The following is a 26454-nucleotide window of genomic DNA, read 5'->3' on the forward strand; positions in this document are numbered from 1 at the left end:
TCATGACTCAGGTGCGCGACACCATGAGATCGCGATACAGCGCGGCATAGTCGCCGGCGCGGTTGCGCCAGGAAACGTCGGTGGCAAGGCCGCTCAGTTGCAGCCGGCGCCAGGTCAGCTTGTCGTGGAAGACGGTGTTGGCCTTGCGCAGCGTGCCGACGAGGGCATTGGTGGTCACGGGGCCGAACTTGAATCCGGTGGCATCGCGGTCCGACGCATCGGCCTCGCCGATATCGACGATGGTGTCTTCGAGACCACCGACGCGGGAGACGATCGGCACAGCGCCATAGCGCAGCGCGCAGAGCTGGGTCAGGCCGCACGGCTCGAAACGCGAGGGCACGATCAGCGCATCCGAGCCGGCCTGGACCAGATGCGCCAAAACCTCGTCATAGCCGATCATGACGCCGATCCGCCCGGGATTGGTGCGGGCGGCGGCCTGATAGCTCTCCTGGAGATCGCGGTCGCCGCTGCCGAGCAGCGCGAGCTGCATGCCTTCGCCCAGGATGGTGGGAATGGCCTCCAGCAGCAGATCGAGCCCCTTCTGCCAGGACAGGCGGCTGATGACGCCGAGCAGCGGCGCTTCGTCCGAGGAATCCAGATTGAACTGCTGCTGAAGCACCGCCTTGTTCGCGGCCCGGAACGTCAGGTCTCCGGCGCCGAAACGATAGGCGATGTGCGGATCGGTTTGCGGATTCCATACCTCGGTGTCGATGCCGTTGAGGATGCCGCTGAGCACGTCGGCGCGTTCGCGCAACAGGCCGCCGAGACCCATGCCGCCTTCGTCGCTCTGGATCTCCCGCGCGTAGGTCGGCGACACCGTGGTGATGCGATCGGCGAGTTGGAGGCCGGCTTTCAGAAAGCTGATGCCGCCGAAATATTCGAGGCCATGGACGTCGAACGAGGACGCCCAGGGCAGGCCGATCGCGCCGATCAGTGCGCGGTCGAACTTGCCCTGATAGGCCATGTTGTGGATCGTCATCACGGTGCCGGGCCGCGGACGGTTGTCGTAGTGCAGATAGGCCGGCGCGAGTCCGGCCTGCCAGTCGTGGGCATGGACGACGTCGGGCACGAAAGCGGGGACGAGGCCGTGGCCGATATCGGCCGCGATGCGCGACAGCGCGGCGAAGCGGATGCCGTTGTCGGCCCAGTCGACGCCGTCGGTGGTGACGTAGGGATTGCCGGGCCGCGCATAGAGATGCGGCACGTCGAGCACGAACAGGTCGAGCCCGTCATGGGAGCCGGCGAGCAGGCGTCCGGGACCGCCGAAATAATCCGGCCAGCGCCGGATCTCATCCGCGCCCGCGAGCAGCCGCATCACGTCGGGATAGCCCGGCATCAAGGTGCGCATCTCGACGCCGTGCGCCTTGAGCGCGATCGGCAACGCGCCGGCGACATCGGCGAGGCCGCCGGTCTTGACGATGGGATAGACTTCGGAGGCGACCGCGAGGACGCGAACAGGCGTCATGTATTGAGCCTGTCGATCATCGGCTGGGTGATCAGCGAGATGCCCTGCTCGGTGGTGCGGAAGCGCTTGGCGTCGAATTCCGGGTCCTCGCCGACGACGAGGCCTTCGGGAATCTCGACGCCGCGATCGATCACGACGTTCTTTAAGCGAGCGCCGCGCCCGACATGGACGTAAGGCATGATCACGGCGTTCTCGACATTGGCGTAAGAGTTGACGCGCACGCCGGTGAACAGCAGCGAGCGGCGCAGCGAGGCGCCGGAGATGATGCAGCCGCCCGACACCAGCGAGCTCACGGCCTGGCCGCGCCGGCTCTCCTCGTCATGGACGAATTTCGCGGGCGGGGTGATCTCGGCATAGGACCAGATCGGCCAGGCGCGGTCGAACAGGTCGAGCTCGGGCACCACGTCGGTCAGGTCGATATTGGCAGCCCAGTAGGCATCGACCGTGCCGACATCGCGCCAATAGGCGCGCGGGTCGTCGCCGGAGCGGACGCAGGAGCTCGAGAACTGGTGCGCGATGGCGCGGCCGTTCTTGACGATGTAGGGAATGATGTCCTTGCCGAAATCGTGGTTGGAGTTCGGATCTGCAGCGTCGCGCTTGAGCTCCTCGTAGAGGAATTTCGCGTCGAACACGTAGATGCCCATGCTGGCGAGCGAGACATCAGGCTTGCCCGGCATCGGCGGTGGATCCTTGGGCTTCTCCAGGAACTCCTGGATCCAGCCGTTCTCGTCGATATGCATGATGCCAAAGCCCGAGGATTCCACACGCGGCATTTCGAGACAGCCGACGGTGACGTCTGCGCCGCTGTCGACGTGCTGGCGCAGCATCACCTCGTAATCCATCTTGTAGATGTGGTCGCCGGCGAGCACCACGATGAAGCGGGCGTTGTGCGACTCGATGATGTCGATGTTCTGGTACACGGCATCCGCCGTGCCGACATACCACATGCTCTCCGACACGCGCTGGCTGGCCGGGAGGATGTCGAAACTCTCGTTACGCTCGGGTCGGAAGAAGTTCCAGCCCATCTGAAGATGCCGGATCAGGCTGTGCGCCTTGTACTGGGTGGCGACCGCGAGGCGGCGGATGCCGGAGTTCACCGCGTTGGACAGCGCGAAATCGATGATGCGGGACTTGCCGCCGAAATAGACCGCGGGCTTGGCGCGCCGGTCGGTCAGCTCCAGGAGCCGGCTGCCGCGTCCGCCGGCCAGGACGAACGCCAGCGCCTGACGGGCAAGCGGCTCGGGTCTCGCGGCACTCATGTGATCCTCCCACAGCTCTGGCGCTTCGCGAGAGGCTTCCCCGCCGCGCGCATTGGAACCGATAGTAACGGTACGAATAGTAAATCGGGAAGGTGGTTGTTGGTTGCGAACACACGGGAAGCTTAATGCTTTGCCGCGGAGGCCGGGCCCGTCGCGCCGTCGTCCCGGTGTCATATCGGTGCGGCCGGACGCGGCATCGCGCGCCGGTCGGCCGCGTCTTGTGCGCCGCACGCAAAATCCAGGCTTTGAGAAACAGGCTTTGACTTGGCGCAAGGATGCCCGATCATGCCTGCGCGATCCCATTTCCAAGCAAACGTCAGACAGGGAGCACGACGATGAGGATCTGGAAAACGGCAATTGCCTGTTCGCTGGCGGGCGCGGTCATGGCCGGTCAAATCGGTCAGGCCAATGCGGCGCCGATGCCGACCAATGTCGCGACCATGAAGGCCGCGGCCGGCGATGACGTCACGCAGGTGTATTGGCGCGGCGGCTGGGGCTGGGGCCTCGGCGGTCTCGCGGCCGGCGCAATCATCGGTGGCGCTATCGCCGCCAGCACCGCGCCTTACGGCTATGGCTATTATGGTGGCGGTCCGTATTACGGCGGCTACGGCTATCCGGGCTACGGCTATGGCTATGGCTCTGGTTATGGTTATGCGCCGGCCTATTACGGCTACGGACCGGCCTACGCTTACCCCAGATATTATCGGCCCTACCGTCCGTATTACGGCTATCGCTACGGCTACTACCGGTCCTACGGATATTGGTAAGTTAGAGCGACAGCCACACGATCAGGCTCATGCAGGCGAAATGCATGAGCACGATCGCGGCGAGATGCAGCGGGCCGGCTTTGAAGCGAGGTCCGCGCATCCCGCTGCTTCCGCCTAGTTCGATCCCGCCGCCGCGGCGGTGAAGCTGCGGTCGACGGCTTTGCTGACGTCTAACGTCTTCGGCAGGATGCCGTAGCGCGTCGAGCGGTCGGACGCTTGCTGGATTTCCTTCACCACGTTCTCGTCGATCACGATCGGGCTGGTGCGCTGGGCGGTGTAGGCGGAGAGCAGCACGTCCTCCGGCAGCCTGGTCAGCTCGGCGGTGTTCTTGGCATATTCGCCGAGATGGTCGAGCGACCACAGCCGCGCCTTGTTCAGCCGCTGCACGAGATCCTGCACTGCCGCACGCTTGGTGGCGATGGCGTTATCGGAGGCGACGATGAAGGTGATGGTCGGCGTCAGGCCCTCGCCGTCGGCGATCACGCGCGCCTTGTCCTTCAAGGTCGCGAACGAGACATAGGGCTCCCACACCGCCCAGGCATCGATCGAGCCGGCGACCAGCGCGATCTTGGCGTCGACAGGGCCGAGCGGCGCGAAGGTCGCATCCTCCAGCTTGATCTGCGCCTTCTCCAAGGTCGCGTCGATCAGGAACTGGCCCCAGCCGCCGCGCGTGCCGGCCAGGCGCTTGCCCTTGAGGTCGGCCGCCGACTTGATCGGCGAATCCTGGCGCACCAGGATTGCTTGCGTCTTCGCATCCGAACGCGTGCCGCCGATCGCCTTGATCGGCGCGCCGGCCGCGTAGACCGACAGGAACGAGAGATCGCCGGTGTAGCCGACATCGAGCGCGCCGGCGTTGAGCGCTTCCAGGATGGGAGCCGCCGCCGGGAATTCCGACCATTCGATCTTGTAGGGCAGGTCCTTCGCATAGCCGGAGATGTCGAGCAGCGAGCGATTGCCGCCCTTCTGGTCGCCGACGCGCAGCACCACCGTGTCGGCGGCGAATGCAGCCGCGGCGGTCGACAGCGTGATGGCGGCGGCAAGCAGCGATGCGGCGAGCCGGCGGGTGATGGAATGATCGTCGGAGTTGATGCTCATGTGGCCTGTCTTGTTGCTTTGCTCACGACGCGTGAGCGAGCGATGCAGCGAGACGATCAAGTCTATGATCGCGCGATACGCAGTCAATGAAATGGCCATTCGTATTGTGCACGCATCGGGCAAGGACGTTTCTGCGCAGCGCAGCTTTCGAGAACGTGTCGTGCGTGCAGCGTCAAGATGCGCGGGAATGAAGCAGGCGAGGGGCCGCGTCGCGTTCTGCCGGCCGATACATCGGCAGAAATCGTTTCATCGTGGCTGCGCGCGCTGATGGAGAGAATGACTTCGCTTCGCGCTACATTCGAAATTCCATTTCATTGACGATGCCGCGTGTGCGCCGCATGATTTGCGCATCGTATCAACGCGGCGCGAAAACGCCGACGGAACAAATTTCTCTCAACGCAGCTCCGCACGGAACATGCGCAACGCGAACCGTTGCGCGCATGGCGGAGCCGTGCCAGCGCAGGAGTGGGGACTGATGGATAACGACAACAAGCGCGGCGGTTCGGGGCTCGACCGCCGCCACCTGCTCCAGGCCGGGCTGGCTGCGGCCTGCGCCGCGCCGCTCGGTGCCTTCGGGGCAGCGCAGGCCTTTGCGCCGCGCGCCATCGCGCCTGCAATCGACTTCTCGGAATTCCCGCTGTGCCGGACGGCATCTGATGCGCCCGCGCTGATGGGTGCCCCGCGTAAGCTGAAGCTGTCGTGGAATGCCGGCGCGGTGTGCCTCGCGCCATTGCCGGTCGCGATCGAGCACGGCTTCTTCCAGAAGCAGAATCTCGACGTCGAGCTCGTCAATTATTCCGGCTCGACCGACCAGCTGCTCGAGGCGATCGCAACGGGAAAAAGCGATGCCGGTCTCGGCATGGCGCTGCGCTGGCTGAAGCCGCTGGAGCAGGGCTTTGACGTCAAGATCGCCGCCGGCACCCATGGCGGCTGTATGCGCGTTCTGACGCGCGCCGACTCGAGCGTCGCCAAGCTTGCCGACCTCAAGGGCAAGATCGTCGCCGTCGGCGATCTCGGCGGGCCCGACAAGAACTTCTTCTCGATCCAGCTGGCAAAACTCGGCATCGACCCGAACAAGGACGTCGACTGGCGCGCCTATCCCGGCAATTTGCTCAACGTCGCCGTGGAGAAGGGCGAGGTGCAGGCGTTCCTGTCGTCCGACCCGCTGGCCTATCTCTGGCTGAAGGACAGCCAGTACAAGGAGGTCGCCTCCAATCTCGACGGCGAGTACCGCGACAAGAGCTGCTGCATCGTCGGCCTGCGCGGCAGCCTCGTGCGCGAGGAGCCGCAGGTCGCGCGCGCGATCACGCAGGCGCTGCTCGATGCGGCCATGTTCACCGCGCAGAACCCGACCGTCGCTGCGAAATCGTTCCAGCCCTATGCGCCGAAGGCGGCCACGCTCGCCGATATCGAGGGCATGGTGCGCTATCACACCCACCATCATCATCCCGTCGGCGACATCCTGAAGCGCGAGCTCAAGGCCTATGCCGACGACCTCAAGAGCGTGCAGGTGTTCAAGCAGAGCACCGACACGGCCAAATTCGCGGAGCGCATCTATGTCGACGTATTCGCTGTCTGATGGCCTCGCCTCCGGCGCGCCGCGTGTGTCGCGCGCGCCGCTGCTGGCGACCTGGTTGCGGGACTCCGGCGTCGGCATTCTCGCCAGCCTCGCCTGGATCGGCTTCGGCGTTTCCTGCCTGTGGTGGCCGGATGTCGGCGACTGGTCGCGCACGCATTCGCTCGGCATCGCCGCCTTCGTCATCGCGGCCGTCGCGCTGTTCGGCACCGTCGGCGCCGATTATCTGGGATCGGCTGGAAAAGCGCTGAACACGCGCGCGCCCTGGCTGGTCGCGCTCGGCGCATTCCTGACGCTCTGGGAAGTTGCCACCGCAAAGTTCGCCTGGCTGCCGCTGCCGTTCTTTCCGCCGCCGCAGTCGATCATCGAGGTCTATACCGACGATCTGCCAAAGCTGCTCGACAGCGTGTTCGCCTCGGTCGGGCTCCAGCTCGGCGGTTATCTGATCGGCGCGACCATCGGCTTTCTCACCGGCGTCTCGATCGGCTGGTCGCGCGCGGTCGGCTATTGGGTGCATCCGGTGCTGCGCTTCATCGGCCCGCTGCCGGCGACGGCCTGGCTGCCGATCGCCTTCTTCACGTTCCCATCGAGCTGGAGCGCCTCGACCTTTCTGATCGCGCTCGCAACCGGCTTCCCAGTCACGGTGCTGACCTGGTCGGGCGTCGCAAGCGTCAGTAACGCCTATTACGATGTCGCGCGCACGCTGGGGGCAAGACCGTCCTTCCTGGTGCTGAAGGTCGCGATCCCCGCGGCGCTACCGCACGTCTTCGTCGGCCTGTTCATGGGGCTTGGCTCGTCCTTCGCGGTGCTCGTCGTCGCCGAGATGATCGGCGTCAAGGCGGGCCTCGGCTGGTACCTGCAATGGGTGCAGGGCTGGGCGGCCTACGCCAACATGTATGCGGCGCTGATCGTGATGTCGCTGCTCTGTTCCGGCGCGATCACGCTGCTGTTTGCGATCCGCGACCGCCTGCTGGTCTGGCAGAAGGGGACCGTGAAATGGTAGCCGCAGCTGCTCTCGCCGAAGCGATCACCCATCCGGCCGCCGGCGCCGCGCTCGACATCGAGCAGGTCAGCCACGCCTTCGACATCGATGGCACTGAATTGCCTGTCCTCAGCGACGTCAGCATCGCGGTCGAGCCCGGCGAGTTCGTCGCGCTGCTCGGGCCATCCGGCTGCGGCAAGTCGACCTTGCTGCGGCTCGTCGCCGGCCTCGACAAGCCCAAGACGGGTACGCTGCGCGAGGACGAGGCCCGCATCACCCGGCCGCATCCCTCGCGCGTGGTCGTGTTCCAGGATCCGACGCTATTTCCCTGGCGGTCGGTCTGGGACAACGTCGCCCTGGGCCTCGAGGCCCAGGGCATTTTGAAGAGCCAGCGGCAGCGCGTCGACGACGCGCTCGATCTGGTTGGCTTGGCATCGTTCCGCAATGCCTATCCGCACCAGCTCTCCGGCGGCATGGCGCAGCGCGTCGCACTGGCGCGGGCGCTGGTCAATGATCCCAAGATCCTCATCCTCGACGAGCCGCTCGGCAAACTGGACTCGCTGACCCGCATCACGATGCAGGCCGAGCTGGTCTCGCTGTGGCAGCGCAAGGGCTTTACCACGCTCCTCGTCACGCACGATGCCGAGGAAGCGCTGGTGCTCGCCAACCGTGTCATCGTCTTCAGCGAGCGGCCCGCGCGGGTGAAGGCCGACATCCGTGTCGACCGGCCCTATCCGCGCCATCGCGGCGACCCGTATCTGGCCGATCTGCGCCGCCAGATCCTTGGCTTGCTGGGGTTGGACGCCACATGGTGACAACCGCAGTCCAGGGCCGGGCAGCCCATAACGAGCCCGACTTCATTGCGCGCGCCGAGACGCTTGCCGAAGGTTTTGCCGCGCGCGCCGCCGAGCACGATCGCACCGGCAGCTTCCCGTTCGAGAATTTTCGCGAGCTGTCCGAGGCGGGGCTGTTGTCGTTGACCGTGCCGGCGGCCCATGGCGGCGGCGGTGCGGGCGCACGATACGCCGCGAAAATCCTCGGTATCATCGGCAAGGCCGATGCGTCGACCGCACTGGTGCTGTCGATGCATTACATCAACCATCTCGTGATGGCGCGGAGCCCGACCTGGCCGGCGCGACTGTCGCGCAAGCTCGCGCGCGAGAGTGTCGAGGGCCTTGCGCTGATCAACGCGCTGCGCGTCGAGCCCGAGCTCGGCTCGCCCGCGCGCGGCGGCCTGCCGGCGACGATCGCGCGGCGGACCGAAACCGGCTGGCGTCTCTCCGGTCACAAGATCTATTCGACGGGATCGCCGATCCTGAAATGGTATCTGGTCTGGGCCCGCACCGACGAGGCCGAGCCGCGCGTCGGCCAATTCCTGGTGCCGGCAGGCCTTCCGGGCACGCGCATCGTCGAGACCTGGGATCATTACGGCCTGCGCGCCAGCGGCAGCCATGACGTCATCTTCGACGACGTCGTGATCCCGCTCGATGCCGAAGTCGATGTCCGCAAGGCCGCCAACTGGCGCGCGCCCGACGTCGCGCAGGCCACCGTACATACCATCTTCGTCGCGGCGATCTATGACGGCATCGCGCGTGCGGCGCGGGACTGGCTGATCAATTTCCTGAAGACGCGGGTGCCGGCCAATCTCGGCGCGCCGCTGGCGAGCCTGCCGCGCGCCCAGGAAATTCTCGGCGGCATCGAGGCGAAGCTCGCAGTCAACGCACGTTTGATCGACGGCTTTGCGTCCGATTTCGACGATGGCTTGCAGCTCAGCGCGATCGAGTCCAACATCGTCAAGTTGACGGTGACCAACAACGCCGTGGCCGCGGTGGAGGACGCCCTGTCGCTGACCAGCAATCACGGTCTTTCGCGAAAAAATCCGCTGGAGCGGCATTATCGCGACGTGCTCTGCGGCCGCGTCCACACCCCCCAGGACGATGCCACCAAAATCTCCGCCGGGCGCGTCGCGCTGGGCATCTGACCAATCCCGAATGGAGTTTCACTGATGTCCGTCGAGTTCATCGGCTTTATCGCCAACAGCAATGCTTCCGAGACCATCGTGCGCCAAGGCCCGGTGCTCGATCCGAACTATATCGAGACCGTAGCGAAGGCGCATGAGCTCGCCGGCTTCGACCGCGCGCTGCTGGCGTTCCATTCGACGACGCCCGATGCATTGCAGGTCGCTCAGCATGTGCTGACTATCACGAAGAAGCTCAAGGTGATGATCGCGCAGCGGCCGGGCTTCACCGCGCCGACGCTGCTGGCGCGCCAGCTTGCCACGCTCGACCAGCTCTATGGCGGCCGCGTCTCGCTGCACGTCATCACCGGCGGCAACGCCATCGAGCTCAGGCAGGACGGCAACACGCTCGACGACAAGGACGAGCGCTACGCCCGCACCAGTGAGTTCCTCGACGTGGTGCGGCTGGAATGGACCAGCGAGAGGCCGTTCAACTACAGCGGAAAATACTACACTGTCGAGAATGGCTTCTCGCAGGTGAAGCCGGTTCAGACGGGCGGCATCTACACCTTCGTCGGCGGCGGCTCGGATGCCGCGATCGAGGTCGCGGGCAAGCATGCCGATACGTTCGCGCTGTGGGGCGAATCCTATGCGCAGGTGCGCGACGTCACGGCGCGCGTTCATAATGCAGCCGTCAGGTACGGGCGGCCGACGCCGCGCTTCAGCCTGTCGGTGCGGCCGATCCTCGCCGACACCGAGCAGGCCGCCTGGAAGAAGGCGGAGGAGATCCTGGAACGTGCCACCGCGCTCCAGGACCAGACCGGCTACCGCCGGCCCAATCACGCCACCGACGGCGCCAAGCGGCTGCTGGCGCTCGCCGATCAGGGCGCGCGCATCGACAAGCGGCTGTGGACCGGGATCGCAAAGCTCACCGGCGCCAACAGCAACACCACCGCGCTGGTCGGCACCCCCGAGCAGGTCGCGGAGGTGTTCGCCGATTACTACGATCTCGGCGTCGGCCATTTCCTGATCCGCGGCTTCGATCCGCTTCCCGATGCCATCGAGTATGGCCGCGAGCTGATCCCGCTGACGCGCAAGCTGATCGCTGCACGCGACCAGCAGCGGGGGATCGCGGCGGAATGATCCGGTTCATTGTTGCTGTAGCGCTCGCGTTTGCGGGCGCTGACCTTGCCGGCGCGCAAACGACGCTTCGCGTCGGCGACCAGAAGGGCAATTCGCAGGCCGTGATGGAAGCGGCCGGCGTGCTCAAGGACGTGCCGTACAAGATCGAGTGGAGGGAGTTTCCGGCGGCAGCCCCGCTGCTGGAGGCGCTCAGCGCCGGGGCCATCGAGACCGGGCTTGTGGGCGATGCGCCCTTCACTTTCGCCGCCGCCTCCGGCGCGCCGGTGAAAGCGATCGCCGCGATCCGGCAGACGCGCGAGGGGCTTGCCATCCTGGTACCCGAGAATTCGCCGATCAGGAGCTTCGCCGATCTGCGCGGCAAGAAGATCGCGACCGGCCGCGGCTCGATCGGCCATCAACTCATCCTGGCCGCGCTCGAGAAGAACGGCTGGAGTGCGAGCGACGTGCAGATCGCGTTCCTCGCGCCCTCCGATGCCAAGATCGCCTACACGCAAGGCTCGGTCGATGCCTGGTCGACCTGGGAGCCTTATGTGAGCCAGGAGGAGGTGCTGTTCAAATCGCGCCGCATCATCACCTCCGAAGGCCTGACGCCGGGTCTCAGCTTCCAGGTGGCGCGGCCCGACGCGATCCGCGACAAGCGGGCGGAGCTCACGGACTTCGTCCGGCGGCTTACTGCGGCGCGGGCGTGGTCGCTGAACAATATCGACAGCTATGCCGCGACCTGGGGCAGGCTGATGAACATCCCGAGCGCCGTGCCGCAAAACTGGCTCTCGCGCGCAAAGATCCGGATCGCTCCGATCGACGACGGCGTGGTCGCCGATGAGCAGAGTACGATCGACCTCTATTTCCGCTGGGGCTTGATCAAGCAGAAGCTCGATGCGGCGGATATCGTGGACCGCTCGTTTGCGGATGCGATCGCGAAGGCAGGATTGTAAGCGCACTTTCATGTTCCTGGACGCGGTACCTTCCCTCTCCCCTTGTGGGAGAGGGTGGCATAGGCGGCCTTTGGCCGCCGTGTCTCAAGAACGCCGATGCTTTGCATCGGCCATGGCGTAGCGGCGAGACGGGTGAGGGGTCTCTCTCCGCGAGTTCGGAAGCGTAAGGTGGGCAAAGGCGCACTTGCGCCGTGCCCACCATCTCTCCTCGATGACAGAAGCCGTGGGCACGCTTCGCTTTGCCCACCCTACGAGACTGCGTTCGCGAATAGATACCCCGGATCCGGCGTTTCGCGCCACCTTCTCCCACAAGGGGAGAAGGAAGAAGCGCTCTCACAGGCATTTCAAGGACTCGTGAGAAAGGAGCAGGTTTCCCACCCAGTCGCCTTCTTCGAAATATTCCTTCTCCATTCCCGGCCCGCGCCGACATCGCCATTGCTATTTGCACCACCTCCCTTGCGCCACGTTGCGTCTCCTCAAAAATTAATACGACGACCACATCGGGAGACCGGCCATGGGCCTGCAAGAAACAAAAATCGAGTCGCTTCCCTTCGTCACCGCTGAACTCAACTATCTCGCGCCGACATCAGGCAAGCCGCGCACCTATGCCTTCGATCCGCCGCCCGGCGAGCCCAAGAGCACCTCGCTGCCGGAGCCGCACCAGGTGCCGATCTTCGATGCGCGCCTGATCGCCGACAATTTCTCGCTCGACCGCGAGGGCTTTGCACTGGTGCGGCATCCGACCCGCGTGAAGGACTTTTACAACGACGAGGAAATCCGCACCGTCTATTATCCCGCCGTCGAAGCCTTCCTGCGCGCGACGCTGAAGGCGGATCGCGTCGTGATCTTCGATCACACCGTGCGCAAGCGTGTCGAGGGCGCGGCCGACATTCGCGGCGGCGGGCCGCGCCCAGCCTGCAACGCGCGTCCATGTCGACCAGACCATTGTCTCCGGCGCCAACCGCGTGCGCGAGCATCTGCCCGACGAGGCCGAGGAGCTGCTGAAGGGCCGCGTGCAGGTGATCAATCTGTGGCGGCCGATCCGCGGACCTCTACGCGATTCACCGCTGGCGATGGCTGACGGCACGACGGTCGCGCCGGATGATCTCGTCGCCTCCGACCTGATCTATCCCAACCGTCGCGGCGAGACCTATTCGGTGAAATACAATCCGAACCATCGCTGGTTCTATTTCCCCGAGATGACGCCGGACGAGGCGCTGCTGCTCAAATGCTATGATTCCGCAACCGACGGCCGCACGCGCTTCGGGCCCCACACTGCCTTCGCCGATCCGAACACGCCCCGGGATGCGGCGCCGCGCGAGAGCATCGAGGTGCGCACGCTAGTCTTTCACAAATCGTAACAATGTGTGATGGCACTGCCGCGCATTGCGCGGCAGTGTTTTGGGAACTTAAGGGAACAAAGCGACGTTTGCAGCGCCGGGCAGGGCAAACCGGGAGCGGTGCCGTGCGAGCGCAAACGACATTTTTGCTTTGTTTAACCTCATTTCTCGCCGTTATTTCAGTTGCACAGGCCGAAAGTGGACTGGCCTCCTATTACAGCTATGCAAAAGCCGGCCGGGGCGAATTGACCTGCGCCCACCGTACGCGTCCGTTCGGCAGCGTGCTCAAGGTGTCCTACAGCGGACGCACGATCCAGTGCCGCGTCAACGATCGCGGCCCCTTCATCCGCGGCCGGATCGTCGATCTCTCGGTGCCGGCCGCCCGCGCGCTCGGCATGATGAGCGCCGGCGTGGTGCGGGTCTCGGTGGAATAGCGCGTCCATCATTATTGCGGCAAGCGACCCTGCTGCTCCTCACCCTGAGGAGCAGCGCTCTTGCGCGGCGTCTCGAAGGGCGAGGCCACAGCGGGGGCCCTTCATCCTTCGAGACGCGCGTTCCGCGCTCCTCAGGATGAGGGGGCGAGAGCTCGCATCGCAGTTTAATCACCGTAGAAACTGCGTCGAATTGGCTATAATGCCCTCAGCGACAAGTGGGGGAATTCGTATGGCCAAGATCAGGGTTGGGCTCGTCGGCTGCGGCTTCGTGTCGGAGCTGCATATGTATGCGTTCCGGCGCGTCTATGGCGTTGATGTCGAGGTCGCGGCGGTGGCCGCGCGCGGCGACAAAGTTGTCGCGTTCGCCCAGCATCACAATATTCCGCGCGTTTATCGCAGCTTTGCCGAATTGATCGCGGACCGCGAGCTCGATGTCATCGACATCTGCACCCCGCCCAACCTCCATGCCCGGATGATCGTCGCCAGCATGCAGGCCGGCAAGCACGTGATCTGCGAAAAGCCGTTCGCGGGCTATTTCGGCCGCGAGAGCGACAAGCAGCCGATCGGCAAACATGTGCCGAAGGCGCTGATGTATCAGCGCGTGCTGGAGGAGATGGACGCGACATGCGCCGCGATCGAGCGGACCGGCAAACTCTTCATGTATGCCGAGGACTGGATCTACGCGCCGGCGGTGACCAAGATCGCGGAGATCATCAAGGCGACCAAGGACAAGATCCTGTTCATGAAGGGCGAGGAGAGCCATTCCGGCTCGCACGCGGCGCATGCGGCGCAATGGGCGATGACTGGCGGCGGCTCGCTGATCCGCATGGGCTGCCATCCGCTCTCGGCGGTGCTGTATCTGAAGCAGGTCGAGGCCAAAGCGCGCGGCGAGAGCATCCGTGTCGCCAGCGTCACCTGCGATGTCGGCAATGTCACGGCCGTCCTGAAGCCGGAGGAGCGCACCTATATCAAGGCCAATCCCGTCGATGTCGAGGATTGGGGCACGCTCACCGCGACCTTCTCCGACGGCACCAAGGCCACCGTGTTCTCCGGCGACATGATCATGGGCGGCGTGCGCAATCTGATCGAGACCTACACCTCCGGCGGGTCGCTGTTCGCCAATATCACGCCGAACACCCATCTGATGAGCTACCAGACCTCCGAGGAGAAGCTCGCCAGCGTCTATATCACCGAGAAGGTCGACCGCAAAACCGGTTGGCAATATGTGTGCCTGGAGGAGGAATGGACGCGCGGCTATTTGCAGGAGATCCAGGATTTCATGGAATGCGCCGCGAGCGGACGGCAGCCGCTGTCGGATCTCGCGCTGGCCTATGAGACGATCAAGGTGAACTACGCCGGCTATTGGGCCGCGGAAGAGGGGAAACGCGTGGTGCTGTAGGCCGTTGCCACGCGCCCGCTGCTCGTCGGGGGCTGTCGCTTACCAGGCCCCGACCGCGATCATGATCGCGATGGTCATGCACGAGAGACAGGCAATCGACGCAGTATAGAATTCGGGCGTGTTCATTGTTGCCTCCTGAAAAGTGCGGCCTTTCTCAAAGGCTGCTGACGCGAGGAGAGGCGGCTATTTTCTGGTGCGGTTCAACTCCGCTTCGTGCTCCGCGTCCGTCTCGGCATCCGGATCGGCAAAGTCGTCGCCCGGCAGAACGAGTTCATCACGCTTGCCGGTGAGCAGAAGCTGTTTGCGCATTTCCGCCAGGCGGGCGCGGCAGTATTCCTTGTAGAGCAATTCGAAAATGGCGGGCATCTTCACCCCCATCGCTGGATTTCACGACCTGAGAAATTTCTGATTCCGGCCGGACAGGCCGCTATGCGAGCCGGTCCTGCGCGTGATGATCCTCGGCCTTAAATCGAATTAAGGCGTGAAAGCAGCGTGAAACGAAATGAGGGGGCAGCGCCGGATGAAGGGGCTGTCGCCCCAAGTTAATCCGTGAGAGGTTCGCGCGTGACGTGAACCTCTCAGCACTTCGCCGGTCTGGCGAGTTATTCACTCCAAAGGGAGAGGGCCCACCGCCTCACGCCCCGTAAGTCGAGCCCTTCGGCAGCGGGAACACCGGATCCTGCGTGCGGATGTTGGTCGGCCACACCACGGAGATGTGCTCGCCGGCATTCTGCATCACCACCGGCGTCGAGCGCTCGTTCTGCCCTGAGAGCGGCGTGCCCGGCGGGAAGAATTTGACGCCATAGCCCTGGATGGTGCCGCCGGCGGGGATGTCGACGTCGAGCGCGGCCTTGCGGATCGCCTCCGGCTCGAAGCTGCCGTATTTCTCCTTGGCGACTGGCAGCACGTTGTTGAGCAGCACCCAGGTCTGGTTGAACCCCATCGAGCAGTGCGGCGGCACGTCGGTGGCGCCGGTCTTGGCCTTGTAGCGCGTGACCATCGCGTTGATCAGGTCGCCCATGCCGGGGGCCAGCTTTGCGGGATCGAGCAGCTGGGCCGGCACCGGATCGATGTTGCAGAAATTGTCGATGTCGGCACCGAAGGTCGCGCGCAGCTTGTCGAGCTGGCTGTAGCCGGCGCCGGCGCCGAACAGCATCTTGAAGCGCAACCCGCTCTCGCGCGCCTGGCGCAGGAACAGGGTGATATCGGGGTTGTAGCCGGCATGCGAGATCACGTCGGCCTTGGCGCGCTTGATCTTGGTGACCAGCACCGAGAGATCGGGCGCGGAAGCCGAGTAGCCCTCGCGCAGCACGACCTGGATGCCGGCCTGCTTGGCATAGGCCTCGTCGGCGGTGGCGACGCCGACGCCGTAAGGACCGTCCTCGTGGATCAGCGCGACCTTGACGTCCTTTGGGTCCATGCCGAGCTTGCCTTGCGCGTGTTCGGCGAGGAAGGCGGCGAAGGCCTGCCCGTATTGATCCGAATGGATCTGCGCACGAAACACGTATTGCAGGTTCTTGTCCTTGAACACGGCGGTCGAGACCGCGGTCGTGATCCAGAGGATCTTCTTCTGCTGCTCGACCTTGGCCGCGAGTGGCACCGCGTGCGAGCTCGCATAGACGCCGTTGAGGATGTCGATCTTCTCCTGGCTGATCAGACGTTCAGCCTCGTTGATCGCAACGTCGGGCTTGCTCTGGGAGTCCGCGGCGACCGGAGCAATCTTGTACTTGCCGCCGACGCCGCCCTTCTCGTTGACGAGATCGATCGCGATCTGCGCGCCAACCGAGGAGGCGACCGAACCGCCGGCGGCGAAGGGGCCGGTGAGGTCGTAGATCAGGCCGATGCGCAATGTCTCGGCCTGCGCCTGGGCCCTCGTCCAATCGAGGCTGAGTGCGGCGGCGGCAGCCGCCGAGCTCTTCAGCAGCTGTCTGCGTGAAGTCGGCATCCTATCCTCCCTCAAAACCCGTCTGTTGATCGGTCTTGTTATCTTTTTACGAAGTATGGGGAACCGGGAGGCTGAAAGTCAACAAGGCGAAAGTCGCGGTCTATCCTCCGCGGACCGGAACGCAATTGCGAAATGGGCCGGGATGACGCTGCGGAACGCGTTTGGTCACTGCTCCAGGCGGCGGGCAAGATAGCGCGCCGTCTTCCCGCCGGCCTTTGCGCCGTTCTTTCCGCTGTTCTTGGCCACCTGATGCGGTGTGCCCGATGCGACGATAGTGCCGCCCTCGTCGCCGGCGCCGGGGCCGAGATCGATGATCCAGTCGCTGTGGGAGACGACATCCATGTCATGCTCGACCACGACCACGCTGTTGCCGGCATCCACGATCCGGTCGAGCTGGGCGATCAGGCGCTCGACATCGCGGGGATGAAGACCGGTGGTCGGCTCGTCCAGGACATAGAGCGTGTGCCCGCGTTGCGGACGCATCAGCTCGGTCGCCAGCTTGATGCGCTGCGCTTCACCGCCGGACAATTCGGTCGCGGACTGGCCGAGGCGGATATAGCCGAGGCCGACCTCGCGGACGACCGACAGCGACCGGTTCAGCGTGGCATCGCCCTCGAAGAAATCGAAGGCCTCGTCGACGCGCATCGCCAGCACGTCCGCGATGGACTTTTCGCGGATCTTCACCTCCAGCGTCTTGTCGTTGTAGCGGGCGCCCTTGCAGGTCGGGCAGGGCGCATAGACGCTGGGCAGGAACAGCAGCTCGACGCAAACGAACCCTTCGCCCTCGCAGGTCGCACAGCGCCCCTTCGCGACATTGAACGAGAAACGCCCGGCATCGTAGCGGCGAGCTTTGGCCTGCGGCGTTGCCGCGAACAGCTTCCGCACGTGGTCGAACAGGCCGGTATAGGTTGCAAGGTTCGATCGCGGCGTGCGGCCGATCGGCTTCTGGTCGACGACGACGAGGCGATCGATCTGGTCGAGGCCGGCAATGATCTTGCCTCCCAAGGTTTCGACCGTTGGTGCCAGGCTGTCATCCTCGGTGTCGGCGGCAAGCGTGTGGCCGAGATGATCGGCCACGGCATCGACCAGGAACTGGCTGATCAGGCTCGATTTGCCGGAGCCCGATACGCCGGTGATGCCGGTGATCACGCCCAGCGGGATATCGACGTCGAGGCCACGGAGATTGTTGCGGACCACACCCCTGATCTTCAAATGCCCTTTCGGCGCGCGACGGGTCGTCGGCAGCTTCTTGCGCGGATGCGCGAGATAGGTCGCGGTTCGCGATTGCTCGATGTCGCCGAGCCCCGCCGGCGGCCCGCTATAGAGGATGCGTCCGCCGCCTTCGCCGGCGTCGGGCCCGACGTCCACCAGCCAGTCGGCATGCCGGATCACCTCGATCTCGTGCTCGACCACGAAGATCGAGTTGCCCGCGTGCTTCAGCCGGTCCAGTGCGCGCAGCAGCGCCTCGGTGTCGGCGGGATGCAGGCCTGCGGACGGCTCGTCGAGCACGTAGACGACGCCGAACAGGTTGGAGCGGACTTGTGTTGCCAGCCGCAGACGCTGCAGCTCGCCCGGCGACAGCGTGGGCGTGCTGCGTTCGCAGGCGAGATAACCGAGGCCAAGGTCGAGCAGGACGGCGAGGCGCGCCGACAGGTCCTCGCAGATGCGCCGGGCGACGACGGCCTTCTCCGACCTGTCCGGCGATGGTCGTGCGAACGGCTTGATCAGCTCGTGCAGCTGCTTGAGCGGCAAATGCGAGATCTCTGCGATGTTGAGCCCTGCGAACTTGACCTTGAGCGCCTCCGGCTTCAGCCGCGTGCCATGACAGGTCGGGCAGTCCTGCGTGATCATGAACTGCGCGACGCGACGCTTCATCATCGCGCTCTCGGACTTGGCGTAGGTCTGCATCACGTAGCGCTTCGCGCCGGTGAACGTGCCCTGGTAGCTCGGCTCCTCCTTGCGGCGCAGCGCCCGCTTGACCTCGGCGGCGTCGTAGCCGGCATAGACCGGAACGGTCGGCTGCTCCTCGGTGAACAGGATCCAGTCGCGGTCCTTCCTGGGCAGCTCGCGCCAGGGCTTGTCGACGTCGTAGCCCAGCGTCGTCAGGATGTCCCGGAGGTTCTGTCCCTGCCAGGCGCTCGGCCAGGCCGCGACGGCGCGCTCGCGGATCGTCTTGGTGTCGTCGGGCACCATGGATTTTTCGGTGACGTCGAGCATCCGGCCGATGCCGTGGCAGGTCGGGCAGGCGCCCTCCGGCGTGTTCGGCGAGAACGCCTCCGCATAGAGCATCGGCTGCCCGCGCGGGTAATCGCCGGCGCGAGAGTAAAGCATCCTGAGCAGGTTGGAGATGGTCGTGACGCTGCCGACGGACGATCGCGTCGTCGGCGCGCCGCGCTGCTGCTGGAGCGCGACGGCAGGCGGCAGCCCTTCGATATCGTCGACTTCAGGAATCTGCATCTGGTGGAAGAGGCGGCGCGCGTAGGGCGACACCGACTCCAGATAGCGCCGCTGCGCCTCGGCGTAGATCGTTCCAAAGGCGAGCGAGGATTTACCGGAGCCCGACACGCCCGTGAACACGACGAGGGCGTTGCGCGGAATCTTGACGTCGACATTCCTGAGGTTGTGCTCGCGCGCACCCCGGACCCGAACGAAGCCGTCATCCTGCATCAGGCTCTCGGATTGTCTCGGTCGATCGTCCATCTGGCTCCTCCAGCCCAGCGTCGGGATTAACGGCAAGATCGCAGGATGGGTCCTGGGACGCCAGCGCACCAGTTCCGTTCTTAACACAACAGAAGGCCCGCCGCGGTGACAGCGGCGGGCCTTGCAAGGTTGGTGAGGGGAGTTGGGCGCCGAGAAGCGCCACTCGTCAGCTTATTGGGACAGCTTCACGAAGTTCGGAAACTTCAGCTTGCCTTCGGCGATCTTCTCGGGCCAGACCACGACCTGCTTCTGATCCTGCCACTGGAAGACGAGGCCGGTCACTGCGCCCGGGCCGGACTTGATGCCGTGGGTGAACTCGTCGTCCTTGCCGTAGAACTGGATCTGGCCGATCGTGCCCTCGAAATTGGTCTTCTCGAGCTCGGCCACCATCTTGTCGGGATCGGTCGAGCCGGCGCGCTTGATCGCGTCGGTGATGATGTAGACCTCGTCATAGGCGGTGTAGCCGGTATAGGCCGGCGGCGTGCCGAACTTGGCCTTGAAGGCGGCCGCGAACGGTTTTGTCTTTGAGGTCACGGCGACGTCGGGGGTGGCCACTGCGAGCGACGGCACGCCGTCGGCGGCGCCATTGGTGTCCTTCCAGAAGGTCGGGCTCAGCGCCTGCGCGCTGATGCCGAACATCGGGATCGGCACCTGCTGGTTCTTCCACTGCACGGTCGGCTGCACGCCGACATGCGAGATGCCGGTCACGATCACGTCGGGCTTCTTGCTCTCGATATTATTGAAGATCGGCGTGAAGTCGGTGGTGTCGGGCGAGAAGCGGACATGCTCGACGACCTTCAGGCCGGCCTTGGGCAGGCAGGCCTCGTAGCCGACGTCGAGCGGCTTGGTCCAGGCCGCGTCCTCGCTCATGATCGCGACGGTCTTGAACTTGAGCTTGTCGACCAGGAGGTCCTTGGCTGCGTCGCAGACGAGCTGGGCCTGGGCCGCCGAGGTCAGGTAGCCGTGGAAGGTGTACTTGTTCTTCTCGTAGTCGTTGTGGATCGCCTTGGTGATCTCGTTCGAGGCGGCACCTGGAGTGATCAGCGGCATCTTCAGCCGCGCCGCCCACGGCTCGAGCGCGAGAACGACCTCGGAGATGTAGCTCGCGATCACGGCGGAGACCTTGTCCTCGCTCACCGCGCGCTGGAACGCGCGAACGGAGTCGGCCGAGGAGCTCTTGTTGTCATAGGTGACGATCTCGACCTTGCGGCCGAGGATGCCGCCCTTGGCGTTGATCTCGTCGGCGGCGATCTGCGCGCCGCCCGGCGTCGCAGCGCCCGCGATCGACTGCACCTCGGCGATGACGCCGATCTTGATCGGATCGTTCGATTGCGCGTAGGCGGGGGCGGCAAGGCACAGCGCCAGCGCCGAGGCGATGAAGCTGCCGCTGAGAACTGAAGATCGCATGGTCGTTTCCCTTTCTATGCTTTTTGTTGATGTCGAGGACTTACAGAAAATCGGCGCCGGCCTCCGCCGCGAAGCGGCCGGGATCACCTTCCCAGACGATTCGCGCATGCTCCAGCACATAGACGCGATCGGCGTGCGGCAGCGCGAAAGTCACGTTCTGCTCGCCGAGCAGCACCGTGATCGAGGTGGTCTGACGCAGCTTGGTCAGCGCCTTGGACAATTGCTCGAGGATGACCGGCGCAAGGCCCAGCGTCGGCTCGTCCAGGATCAGGATCTGCGGCTGCATCATCAGCGCGCGGCCGATCGCCAGCATCTGCTGCTCGCCGCCGGAGAGCGTCTGCGCCATCTGGCCCTGACGTTCCTTGAGGATAGGGAACAGCTCGAACAGCCACGCGAGCTGCGCGGCGCGCTTGTCGTCGGAAAGATGCTGGCCGCCGAGGTCGAGATTCTCCCGCACGCTCATCTCGCCGAACAGCTCGCGCGATTCCGGGCATTGCACGAGACCGCTGCGCGCGATCTTCGCAGGAGACGTGCCGCGCAGCTTGTCGCCGCCGCGCACGATCTCGCCGGTGTAGGGCAGGAAGCCGGAGATGGTGTTGAACAGCGTGGTCTTGCCGGCGCCGTTGAGGCCGACCACGGAGACGAACTCGCCCTCGTGGACGTGGATCGAGACGTTCTCCAGCGCCTGGGCCTTGCCGTAGAACACGCTGACATTGTCGACCTGGAGCAGCGGCACCCTGTCCTTGAAGCTGGTCTCGGGACGCGCATGGGTCTCGATCGCGCCGCCGAGATAGACCCGGCGCACGGTCTCGTTTCGCATGACGTCCTCGGCCTTGCCGGTGACGATCTCCTCGCCGAGATACATCGCGAGCACGCGGTCGACGAGCGCTGCGACGCTCTTGACGTTGTGGTCGACCAGCATCACGGCGCGGCCCTCGTCGCGGAAGCTGCGGATCAGGTCGGAGAAGATGTCGACCTCGGCCCGCGTCAGGCCGGCGAAGGGCTCGTCCACCAGCACGACCTTGGGATCGCGCGCGATCGCTTTCGCAAGCTCGAGCCTGCGCAGGTCGGCGAACGGCAGCGTCGGCGGACGGCGGTTCATCACGCTGCCGAGCCCGACGCGCTCGGCGATCCATTTGGCGCGCTCGACCAGCGCCTTGTCCGGAAACAGCATGAACAGGCTGTCCGGCAGCAGCGCCACCATGATGTTCTCCAGCACCGTCTGCCGGTTCAGCGGCCGCGAGTGCTGGAACACCATGCCAAAGCCCTTGCGCGCGATCTTGTGCGCGGGCAGGCCGGCGACGTTCTCGCCTTCGAAGACGACTTCGCCCGCGGTCGGGCGCTCGATACCCATCACGCTCTTCATCGCGGTCGACTTGCCCGAGCCGTTCGGCCCGATCAGGCCAAAGATCTCGCCGGCGTTGACCTCGAAGCCGAGATTCTTCACCGCCGTCAATCCGCCGAAGCGTTTGGTCAGGCCGCGGACTTCGAGCACGGCCCGGTTTGAAAGCCTCATATCCATCACGAACGAGCCTCGCGCGAGAGGGCCGCTCCGAGGAAGCCGCCGGGGAAGAACAGCACGACGAGCAGGGCGACCGCCGAGACGATGAAGGTCGCAAGCTCTCCCGTGGGCCGCAGGAATTCGCCGGCGACGATCAGGAAGATCGCGCCCAGCGCCGCGCCGAGCACGGTGCGCCGGCCGCCGAGCACGGCCGAGACGATGACGTTGACGCCGACCGCGACGTCGACGACGGTGCCGACCGAGGCGGTGCCGAAGTAGAACACCAGCAGCGCTCCTGACAGACCCGAGAAGAACGCCGAGACGATGAAGGCGGCGAGCTTGTGCTTGACGATGTTGAAGCCGAGCGCGCCGGCCTGCACCGGATCCTGGCCGCTGGCTTGGAGCACGAGGCCGATCGGCGATTGCGACAGGCCATAGAGGATTGCGGCCGAGATCGTCATGAAGCCGAGTGCGATCCAGTAATTGGCGCCGGCATTGATGGTGATGACGTCGGGGATGGTGAGGCCGATCTCGCCGCCGGTGAGATCGGCGAACACCACGATGAAGTTCTGCAGCATCAACACCGCGACCAGCGTGGTCAGGCCAAAATACGGCCCGCGCACGCGCAGCGCCGGCAGCGCCAGCACGAGGCCGGCGATGACCGAGGCCAGCGCCCCGAGCACGATGCAGAGATAGACTGACCAGCCGAACTGGTTGTTGAGGATGCCGGCGGTGTAGGCACCGACGCCGATCAGGAAGGTCGGACCGAAATTGACCTCGCCGGCGAAGCCGAAAAGCAGGTCCCAGGCCATCGCGAACACGCCGAAATAGAACGCGACGGTGAGCAGCCCGAGCACATAGCCGGAGACGTAGAGCGGCAGCGTCGCTGCGATGACGACGAGCGCCAGCGAGATGAAGAACAGGCGCGAGGTGAAGAAGGTGGACATCTCAGCGCCTCCCCAAGAGGCCCTGGGGCCGGATGTACATCACGAACACAAGCAGCAGCAGCGCCGGGATGGTGCGGTAGGCCGGTGAGATCAGATAGGCCGTGATGGTCTCGAGATAGCCGACCACGAAGGCCGCGATCAGCGAGCCGGAGACGCTGCCGAGGCCGCCGAGCACGACGATCGAGAACGCGCTCGCGGTCAGCGGTCCGACGCTGTAGGAGCTGACCCCTAAGAACATGCCGAGCAGTACGCCGGCGATGCCGGCGAGGATGCCGTAGATCGCCCAGACCACGATGTAGATGTTGGTGAGCTCGAGCCCGAGCAGGGTGACGCCGCGCGGGTTCATCGAGGCCGCCAGCACCGCCTTGCCGGTGCGGGTGCGGTTCACCAAGAGCCACAGCAGCGCGATGACGAGGCAGCACACGATGGCGGTGAAGATCTCGTTGCGCGGGGTGCGCACGCCGAGGATCTCGACCACGCCTTCGACGATCGGCAGCACGGTCTTGGCGTTGTTGGTGAAGAAATAGGCGATCAGCTCCTGGATCATGATGCCCCAGAGCAGCGTGCCGGTGAGGACGAAGATCTCCTTTTCCTCGTTCGGGATGCGACGTGAATCCTGGATCGGCTTCACCACCGCGAAATAGGTGGCGAAGGCGGTGACGAGCGCGACCGCGACGCCGATCAGCGCGCCGGCATAGGTGCCGACGCCGAGGATGCTGGCGGCGGCCCAGGCGGCGACGGCTGCGGCCACCATGATGGCGCCGTGGGAGAGGTTGAGCACGCCGGAGACGCCGAAGATCAGCGTGAAGCCGGTGGCACCGAGAGCGTAGAGAGCACTGATGGCAAAGCCATCGATCAGAATCTGGAAAACTCGCATTGATGATTGGCCAGGTGGCAGTCAAACTGCCGCTTCGAGGAAAGGTGCTGCGGGGCGCCGCATGTGGAAGCTCCCGGGAGGTGGTCCCGGGAGCTGTTCCTGCTAATTCGAGAGCTTGATGAAGCTCGGGAACTTGACGTCGACCTTGGCGACGTCCTTGGGCCAGACCGCGCTCTGCTTGCCGTCCTGCCATTGCAGCATCAAGCCCGTGATCAGGCCCTTGCCGTATTTGATCGAGTGGGTGAACGGATCGTCCTTGCCGTAGAACTGGACGCGGCCGATCGTGCCTTCCCAGTCGGTCTTCTCCAGCGCCGCGACCAGCTTGTCGGCCTCGGTCGAGCCGGCACGCTTCACCGCGTCGGCGATGTAGTAGACCTCGTCATAGGCGGTGTAGCCGGCATAGGACGGGTAGTTGCCGAACTTCTTCTTGAAGTTTTCGGCGAACGGCACCGACTTCGGCGTCACCGCGACGCCGGGCCCGGAGACGCCCTGATAGAGCACACCTTCGGCGGCCTGGTTGGTGTCCTTGCCGAAGGTCTCGTTGGTCGCCTGCGAGGAGATGCCGAACATCGGGATCGGCACCTGCTGGTTCTTCCACTGCACCGTCGGCTGCACGCCGACATGGGAGATGCCGGTGATGATCACGTCGGGCTTGGAGCCTTCGATCTTGTTGAAGATCGGCGTGAAGTCGGTGGTATCAGGCGAGAAGCGGATGTGGTCGAGCACCTTCAGCCCGATCTTGGGCAGGCATTCCTCGTAGCCGATGTCGAGCGGCTTGGTCCAGGCGGCGTCCTCGCTCATGATGACGGCCGACTTCATGTGCATCCTGTCGACGAGCAGGTCCTTGGCGGCATCGCAGACTGAGAGCGCGAGCGCCGCCGAGGTCAGGTAGCCGTGGAAGGTGTACTTGTTCTTCTCGTAGTCGGCGTGGACGCTCTTGCTGATCTCGTTGGAGGCGGCGCCCGGCGTGACGAACGGCGTCTTCAGCCGCGACGCCCAGGGCTCCAGCGCCAGCACGACCTCGCTGATATAGCTGGCGATGACCGCGTTGACCTTGTCCTCGTTCACCGCGCGCTGGAACGCGCGCACGGAATCGGCCGAGGAGGAGTGATTGTCGTAAGAGATGATCTCGATCTTGCGGCCGTCGACGCCGCCATTGGCGTTGATCTCGTCGGCGGCGAGCTGCGCCGCTTGCGGAATGGAGGCGCCGGCAATCGCCTGCGCTTCGGCGATCACACCGATCCGAAGCGGATCGGCTGCAAGTGCTGCGCCTGAGGCTGCCATCACTGCGCCCGTCGCGGCGGCACCAAGCGTCATTCGCAATGCAACAGAGAGTGCTTTATTCATGTTGTTCTCTCCCTTTGAACCAAGCTTCTTTGAGCTATTGGGGCGCGACTATAACGGCGAGGGAATTCTCGGCAAGTGAAACCGCGTTCAGGAATGTGAGAAGGGGACTAAAGTCTATCGCTGCGTAAATTGCAGGCAGGAGCGGTGCGAACAACCCGTTGCACGCACAGGCATGCAGATTTCGTCGATGGGCATGCGTGAGCGTCGAAGGCGCGCAAATAACAGGCGTCGAGCGAAAAGCTGCGATGCTGCTGCGCTCAGCGCGCTTGCAGCAGCGATGGATCGAGCGGCGGGAGCCGGGCCGGATCGAACGGCGCAAGGTCCACATCGCGCGTTGCGCCCTTGGCGATCAGCTGTGCCATGGCCTCGCCCGTCGCGGGCGCATTGAGGATGCCCCAGACATTATGTCCGGTCGCAACATACAGGCCCTCGCTCTGCGGCACCCGGCCGATCAGCGGCAAGCCGTCCTGGGTCACAGGACGAAAGCAGGCCTGTTGCGCGATGATCTTCGCAGGGGTGAACAACGGCGATAGCCGCTCGGACATGGCTTGCAGCCGCGCGATCGCGCCACTGTCCGGCGTCACGGCTGCCGGATCGAGCGGCAGCGGCGCGATATCGGAGAGGGCGACGATATGCGTGCTGCCGTCGGCGCGCGGGAAGACCTCGATCGAGACGGCGCCACCACCATCGTCATGCTCCAGGAACAAGGCATCGGCCGGCACGTTGGGGCCGAGATCGTAGACGATGCTCGGGCTGCGCTGGCCATAGACAGCGGGCAAGCTCATCCATTGTGCCGCGAGCAGCGACCATGGTCCCATCGCGATCACGACGGCATCGGCCGCGATAATGTCGCCGTCGACCGCGACGCCTTTCGCACGCGTGCCGGCCGCATCGCGCACGATGCCGGTGATGCGGCCAAGGCGAAGCTCGGCGCCCTGCGCGAGGGCGGCGTTCATCACAGCCGACGTGAACTTGTGGGGATGAACGATCGCGGTTGTCTGCGGCGTGCCGATACGCTGCGCGATGACGACGCCGTCGCTGAGCCAGCTCAGCGCGGATGGCGCAGTCCGGCGCGCATCGCCGCCGCACGCAACGAAGCCGCTATACGCGCTCATCGGGCGATAGCCCCAGTCGCCGGCGATCTCGTCCGGCAGTTGCGCGTGGAGCGCAAAACTGCGGCGCGCCAGTGCATCGAGCGGCGACCCAGCGCACCAGTCGCGCGCGAGGAAGCCGCCGGCCTTGCCCGATGCAGCGGCCGCGACCTCGGTCCGCTCGACGACGATGACGTTGATGCCGAGCTGGCGAAGAAAATACGCTGTGCAGGCTCCGATCACGCCGCCGCCGCAGACCACAACGCGCATGGCTTGTTCCTTGACGA

Annotated in this window: 21 protein-coding genes and 1 pseudogene; 10 read left to right on the forward strand and 12 right to left on the reverse strand. The window is 64.9% G+C overall.

Annotated features, from left to right (window positions below; translation table 11 throughout):
* Nucleotides 1-7 precede the first annotated feature (7 nt).
* Both glgA and glgC read right to left on the reverse strand, forming a co-directional pair.
* The gene (gene glgA, locus BRAGE_RS0103275) at nt 8-1465 is read right to left on the reverse strand and encodes a glycogen synthase GlgA (RefSeq protein ID WP_027560467.1); all 1458 of its coding nucleotides are present in this window, start codon (nt 1463-1465) and stop codon (nt 8-10) included.
* Complete coding sequence (glgC, locus tag BRAGE_RS0103280; RefSeq protein WP_027560466.1) at nt 1462-2724, reverse strand: glucose-1-phosphate adenylyltransferase; 1263 nt, start codon at nt 2722-2724, stop codon at nt 1462-1464. The genes glgA and glgC overlap by 4 nt, the downstream gene beginning before the upstream one ends.
* A 335-nt stretch (nt 2725-3059) precedes the next feature.
* Between glgC and BRAGE_RS0103285 the strand changes: the two genes are divergently transcribed.
* Nucleotides 3060-3491 carry a hypothetical protein gene (locus BRAGE_RS0103285; RefSeq protein WP_027560465.1) on the forward strand — a complete coding sequence of 144 codons (432 nt, stop codon included), beginning with the start codon at nt 3060-3062 and terminating at the stop codon, nt 3489-3491.
* Between the two features lie 114 nt (nt 3492-3605).
* On the opposite strand, the gene BRAGE_RS0103295 is transcribed toward BRAGE_RS0103285, so the two are convergent.
* Complete coding sequence (locus BRAGE_RS0103295) at nt 3606-4586, reverse strand: ABC transporter substrate-binding protein (protein ID WP_027560464.1); 981 nt, start codon at nt 4584-4586, stop codon at nt 3606-3608.
* Between the two features lie 475 nt (nt 4587-5061).
* Here BRAGE_RS0103295 and BRAGE_RS0103300 point away from each other — a divergent pair, with 475 nt between their 5' ends.
* The 9 genes and pseudogenes from BRAGE_RS0103300 (at nt 5062) to BRAGE_RS0103340 (ending at nt 14352) form a co-directional block, all read left to right on the forward strand.
* Nucleotides 5062-6165 carry an ABC transporter substrate-binding protein gene (locus tag BRAGE_RS0103300; RefSeq protein ID WP_027560463.1) on the forward strand — a complete coding sequence of 368 codons (1104 nt, stop codon included), beginning with the start codon at nt 5062-5064 and terminating at the stop codon, nt 6163-6165.
* Nucleotides 6143-7165 carry an ABC transporter permease gene (locus tag BRAGE_RS0103305; protein ID WP_027560462.1) on the forward strand — a complete coding sequence of 341 codons (1023 nt, stop codon included), beginning with the start codon at nt 6143-6145 and terminating at the stop codon, nt 7163-7165. Before BRAGE_RS0103300 ends, BRAGE_RS0103305 begins: the two co-directional genes overlap by 23 nt.
* A complete protein-coding gene (locus BRAGE_RS0103310; RefSeq protein ID WP_027560461.1) occupies nt 7159-7959 on the forward strand; it encodes an ABC transporter ATP-binding protein in 801 nt (266 codons plus the stop codon). The genes BRAGE_RS0103305 and BRAGE_RS0103310 overlap by 7 nt, the downstream gene beginning before the upstream one ends.
* Complete coding sequence (locus tag BRAGE_RS0103315; protein ID WP_027560460.1) at nt 7953-9125, forward strand: acyl-CoA dehydrogenase family protein; 1173 nt, start codon at nt 7953-7955, stop codon at nt 9123-9125. The genes BRAGE_RS0103310 and BRAGE_RS0103315 overlap by 7 nt, the downstream gene beginning before the upstream one ends.
* Nucleotides 9126-9149: 24 nt before the next feature.
* Nucleotides 9150-10244, forward strand: a complete 1095-nt coding sequence (locus BRAGE_RS0103320; RefSeq protein WP_027560459.1) for an LLM class flavin-dependent oxidoreductase — start codon at nt 9150-9152, stop codon at nt 10242-10244.
* On the forward strand, nt 10241-11179 hold the full coding sequence (locus BRAGE_RS0103325; RefSeq protein WP_027560458.1) for an ABC transporter substrate-binding protein: 939 nt from the start codon (nt 10241-10243) through the stop codon (nt 11177-11179). The genes BRAGE_RS0103320 and BRAGE_RS0103325 overlap by 4 nt, the downstream gene beginning before the upstream one ends.
* A 514-nt stretch (nt 11180-11693) precedes the next feature.
* Nucleotides 11694-12540 (forward strand): annotated as a pseudogene (locus tag BRAGE_RS47645) (CmcJ/NvfI family oxidoreductase).
* A gap of 104 nt (nt 12541-12644) precedes the next feature.
* Nucleotides 12645-12953, forward strand: a complete 309-nt coding sequence (locus tag BRAGE_RS0103335) for a septal ring lytic transglycosylase RlpA family protein (protein WP_027560456.1) — start codon at nt 12645-12647, stop codon at nt 12951-12953.
* A 229-nt stretch (nt 12954-13182) separates the two neighbouring features.
* Nucleotides 13183-14352, forward strand: a complete 1170-nt coding sequence (locus BRAGE_RS0103340; protein WP_027560455.1) for a Gfo/Idh/MocA family protein — start codon at nt 13183-13185, stop codon at nt 14350-14352.
* A gap of 183 nt (nt 14353-14535) precedes the next feature.
* Here the strand turns inward: BRAGE_RS0103340 and BRAGE_RS0103350 are convergent, their stop codons facing one another.
* From BRAGE_RS0103350 to BRAGE_RS0103390, 9 genes are all read right to left on the reverse strand, one after another.
* Nucleotides 14536-14718, reverse strand: a complete 183-nt coding sequence (locus BRAGE_RS0103350) for a hypothetical protein (RefSeq protein ID WP_027560454.1) — start codon at nt 14716-14718, stop codon at nt 14536-14538.
* 268 nt (nt 14719-14986) lie between these two features.
* Nucleotides 14987-16297: an ABC transporter substrate-binding protein gene (locus BRAGE_RS0103355; RefSeq protein ID WP_027560453.1), complete on the reverse strand. Its 1311-nt coding sequence runs from the start codon at nt 16295-16297 to the stop codon at nt 14987-14989.
* Between the two features lie 165 nt (nt 16298-16462).
* Entirely contained in the window at nt 16463-18997 is a 2535-nt protein-coding gene (uvrA, locus tag BRAGE_RS0103360) for an excinuclease ABC subunit UvrA (RefSeq protein ID WP_027560452.1), read from the reverse strand.
* Between the two features lie 171 nt (nt 18998-19168).
* A complete protein-coding gene (locus tag BRAGE_RS0103365) occupies nt 19169-20404 on the reverse strand; it encodes an ABC transporter substrate-binding protein (RefSeq protein WP_027560451.1) in 1236 nt (411 codons plus the stop codon).
* Nucleotides 20405-20444: 40 nt separating this feature from the next.
* Complete coding sequence (locus tag BRAGE_RS0103370; protein WP_027560450.1) at nt 20445-21926, reverse strand: ATP-binding cassette domain-containing protein; 1482 nt, start codon at nt 21924-21926, stop codon at nt 20445-20447.
* Nucleotides 21926-22852, reverse strand: coding sequence for a branched-chain amino acid ABC transporter permease (locus tag BRAGE_RS0103375; protein WP_027560449.1), 927 nt, complete (start codon nt 22850-22852; stop codon nt 21926-21928). The genes BRAGE_RS0103370 and BRAGE_RS0103375 overlap by 1 nt, the downstream gene beginning before the upstream one ends.
* 1 nt (nt 22853) lies before the next feature.
* Nucleotides 22854-23729: a branched-chain amino acid ABC transporter permease gene (locus BRAGE_RS0103380; protein ID WP_027560448.1), complete on the reverse strand. Its 876-nt coding sequence runs from the start codon at nt 23727-23729 to the stop codon at nt 22854-22856.
* A 102-nt stretch (nt 23730-23831) separates the two neighbouring features.
* A complete protein-coding gene (locus BRAGE_RS0103385) occupies nt 23832-25076 on the reverse strand; it encodes an ABC transporter substrate-binding protein (protein ID WP_027560447.1) in 1245 nt (414 codons plus the stop codon).
* 257 nt (nt 25077-25333) lie between these two features.
* On the reverse strand, nt 25334-26437 hold the full coding sequence (locus BRAGE_RS0103390; RefSeq protein ID WP_027560446.1) for an NAD(P)/FAD-dependent oxidoreductase: 1104 nt from the start codon (nt 26435-26437) through the stop codon (nt 25334-25336).
* Nucleotides 26438-26454 lie beyond the last annotated feature (17 nt).

It is taken from the genome of Bradyrhizobium genosp. SA-4 str. CB756 (assembly GCF_000473125.1).
Classification (GTDB): domain Bacteria; phylum Pseudomonadota; class Alphaproteobacteria; order Rhizobiales; family Xanthobacteraceae; genus Bradyrhizobium; species Bradyrhizobium arachidis.

Excerpts from the sequence above, each read along its gene's own strand:
- glgA (WP_027560467.1), bottom strand. The coding sequence starts at position 1,465 with ATGACGCCTGTTCGCGTCCTCGCGGTCGCCTCCGAAGTCTATCCCATC.
- glgC (WP_027560466.1), bottom strand. The coding sequence starts at position 2,724 with ATGAGTGCCGCGAGACCCGAGCCGCTTGCCCGTCAGGCGCTGGCGTTC.
- BRAGE_RS0103285 (WP_027560465.1), top strand. The coding sequence starts at position 3,060 with ATGAGGATCTGGAAAACGGCAATTGCCTGTTCGCTGGCGGGCGCGGTC.
- BRAGE_RS0103295 (WP_027560464.1), bottom strand. The coding sequence starts at position 4,586 with ATGAGCATCAACTCCGACGATCATTCCATCACCCGCCGGCTCGCCGCA.
- BRAGE_RS0103300 (WP_027560463.1), top strand. The coding sequence starts at position 5,062 with ATGGATAACGACAACAAGCGCGGCGGTTCGGGGCTCGACCGCCGCCAC.
- BRAGE_RS0103305 (WP_027560462.1), top strand. The coding sequence starts at position 6,143 with ATGTCGACGTATTCGCTGTCTGATGGCCTCGCCTCCGGCGCGCCGCGT.
- BRAGE_RS0103310 (WP_027560461.1), top strand. The coding sequence starts at position 7,159 with ATGGTAGCCGCAGCTGCTCTCGCCGAAGCGATCACCCATCCGGCCGCC.
- BRAGE_RS0103315 (WP_027560460.1), top strand. The coding sequence starts at position 7,953 with ATGGTGACAACCGCAGTCCAGGGCCGGGCAGCCCATAACGAGCCCGAC.
- BRAGE_RS0103320 (WP_027560459.1), top strand. The coding sequence starts at position 9,150 with ATGTCCGTCGAGTTCATCGGCTTTATCGCCAACAGCAATGCTTCCGAG.
- BRAGE_RS0103325 (WP_027560458.1), top strand. The coding sequence starts at position 10,241 with ATGATCCGGTTCATTGTTGCTGTAGCGCTCGCGTTTGCGGGCGCTGAC.
- BRAGE_RS0103340 (WP_027560455.1), top strand. The coding sequence starts at position 13,183 with ATGGCCAAGATCAGGGTTGGGCTCGTCGGCTGCGGCTTCGTGTCGGAG.
- BRAGE_RS0103350 (WP_027560454.1), bottom strand. The coding sequence starts at position 14,718 with ATGCCCGCCATTTTCGAATTGCTCTACAAGGAATACTGCCGCGCCCGC.
- BRAGE_RS0103355 (WP_027560453.1), bottom strand. The coding sequence starts at position 16,297 with ATGCCGACTTCACGCAGACAGCTGCTGAAGAGCTCGGCGGCTGCCGCC.
- uvrA (WP_027560452.1), bottom strand. The coding sequence starts at position 18,997 with ATGGACGATCGACCGAGACAATCCGAGAGCCTGATGCAGGATGACGGC.
- BRAGE_RS0103365 (WP_027560451.1), bottom strand. The coding sequence starts at position 20,404 with ATGCGATCTTCAGTTCTCAGCGGCAGCTTCATCGCCTCGGCGCTGGCG.
- BRAGE_RS0103370 (WP_027560450.1), bottom strand. The coding sequence starts at position 21,926 with ATGGATATGAGGCTTTCAAACCGGGCCGTGCTCGAAGTCCGCGGCCTG.
- BRAGE_RS0103375 (WP_027560449.1), bottom strand. The coding sequence starts at position 22,852 with ATGTCCACCTTCTTCACCTCGCGCCTGTTCTTCATCTCGCTGGCGCTC.
- BRAGE_RS0103380 (WP_027560448.1), bottom strand. The coding sequence starts at position 23,729 with ATGCGAGTTTTCCAGATTCTGATCGATGGCTTTGCCATCAGTGCTCTC.
- BRAGE_RS0103385 (WP_027560447.1), bottom strand. The coding sequence starts at position 25,076 with ATGAATAAAGCACTCTCTGTTGCATTGCGAATGACGCTTGGTGCCGCC.
- BRAGE_RS0103390 (WP_027560446.1), bottom strand. The coding sequence starts at position 26,437 with ATGCGCGTTGTGGTCTGCGGCGGCGGCGTGATCGGAGCCTGCACAGCG.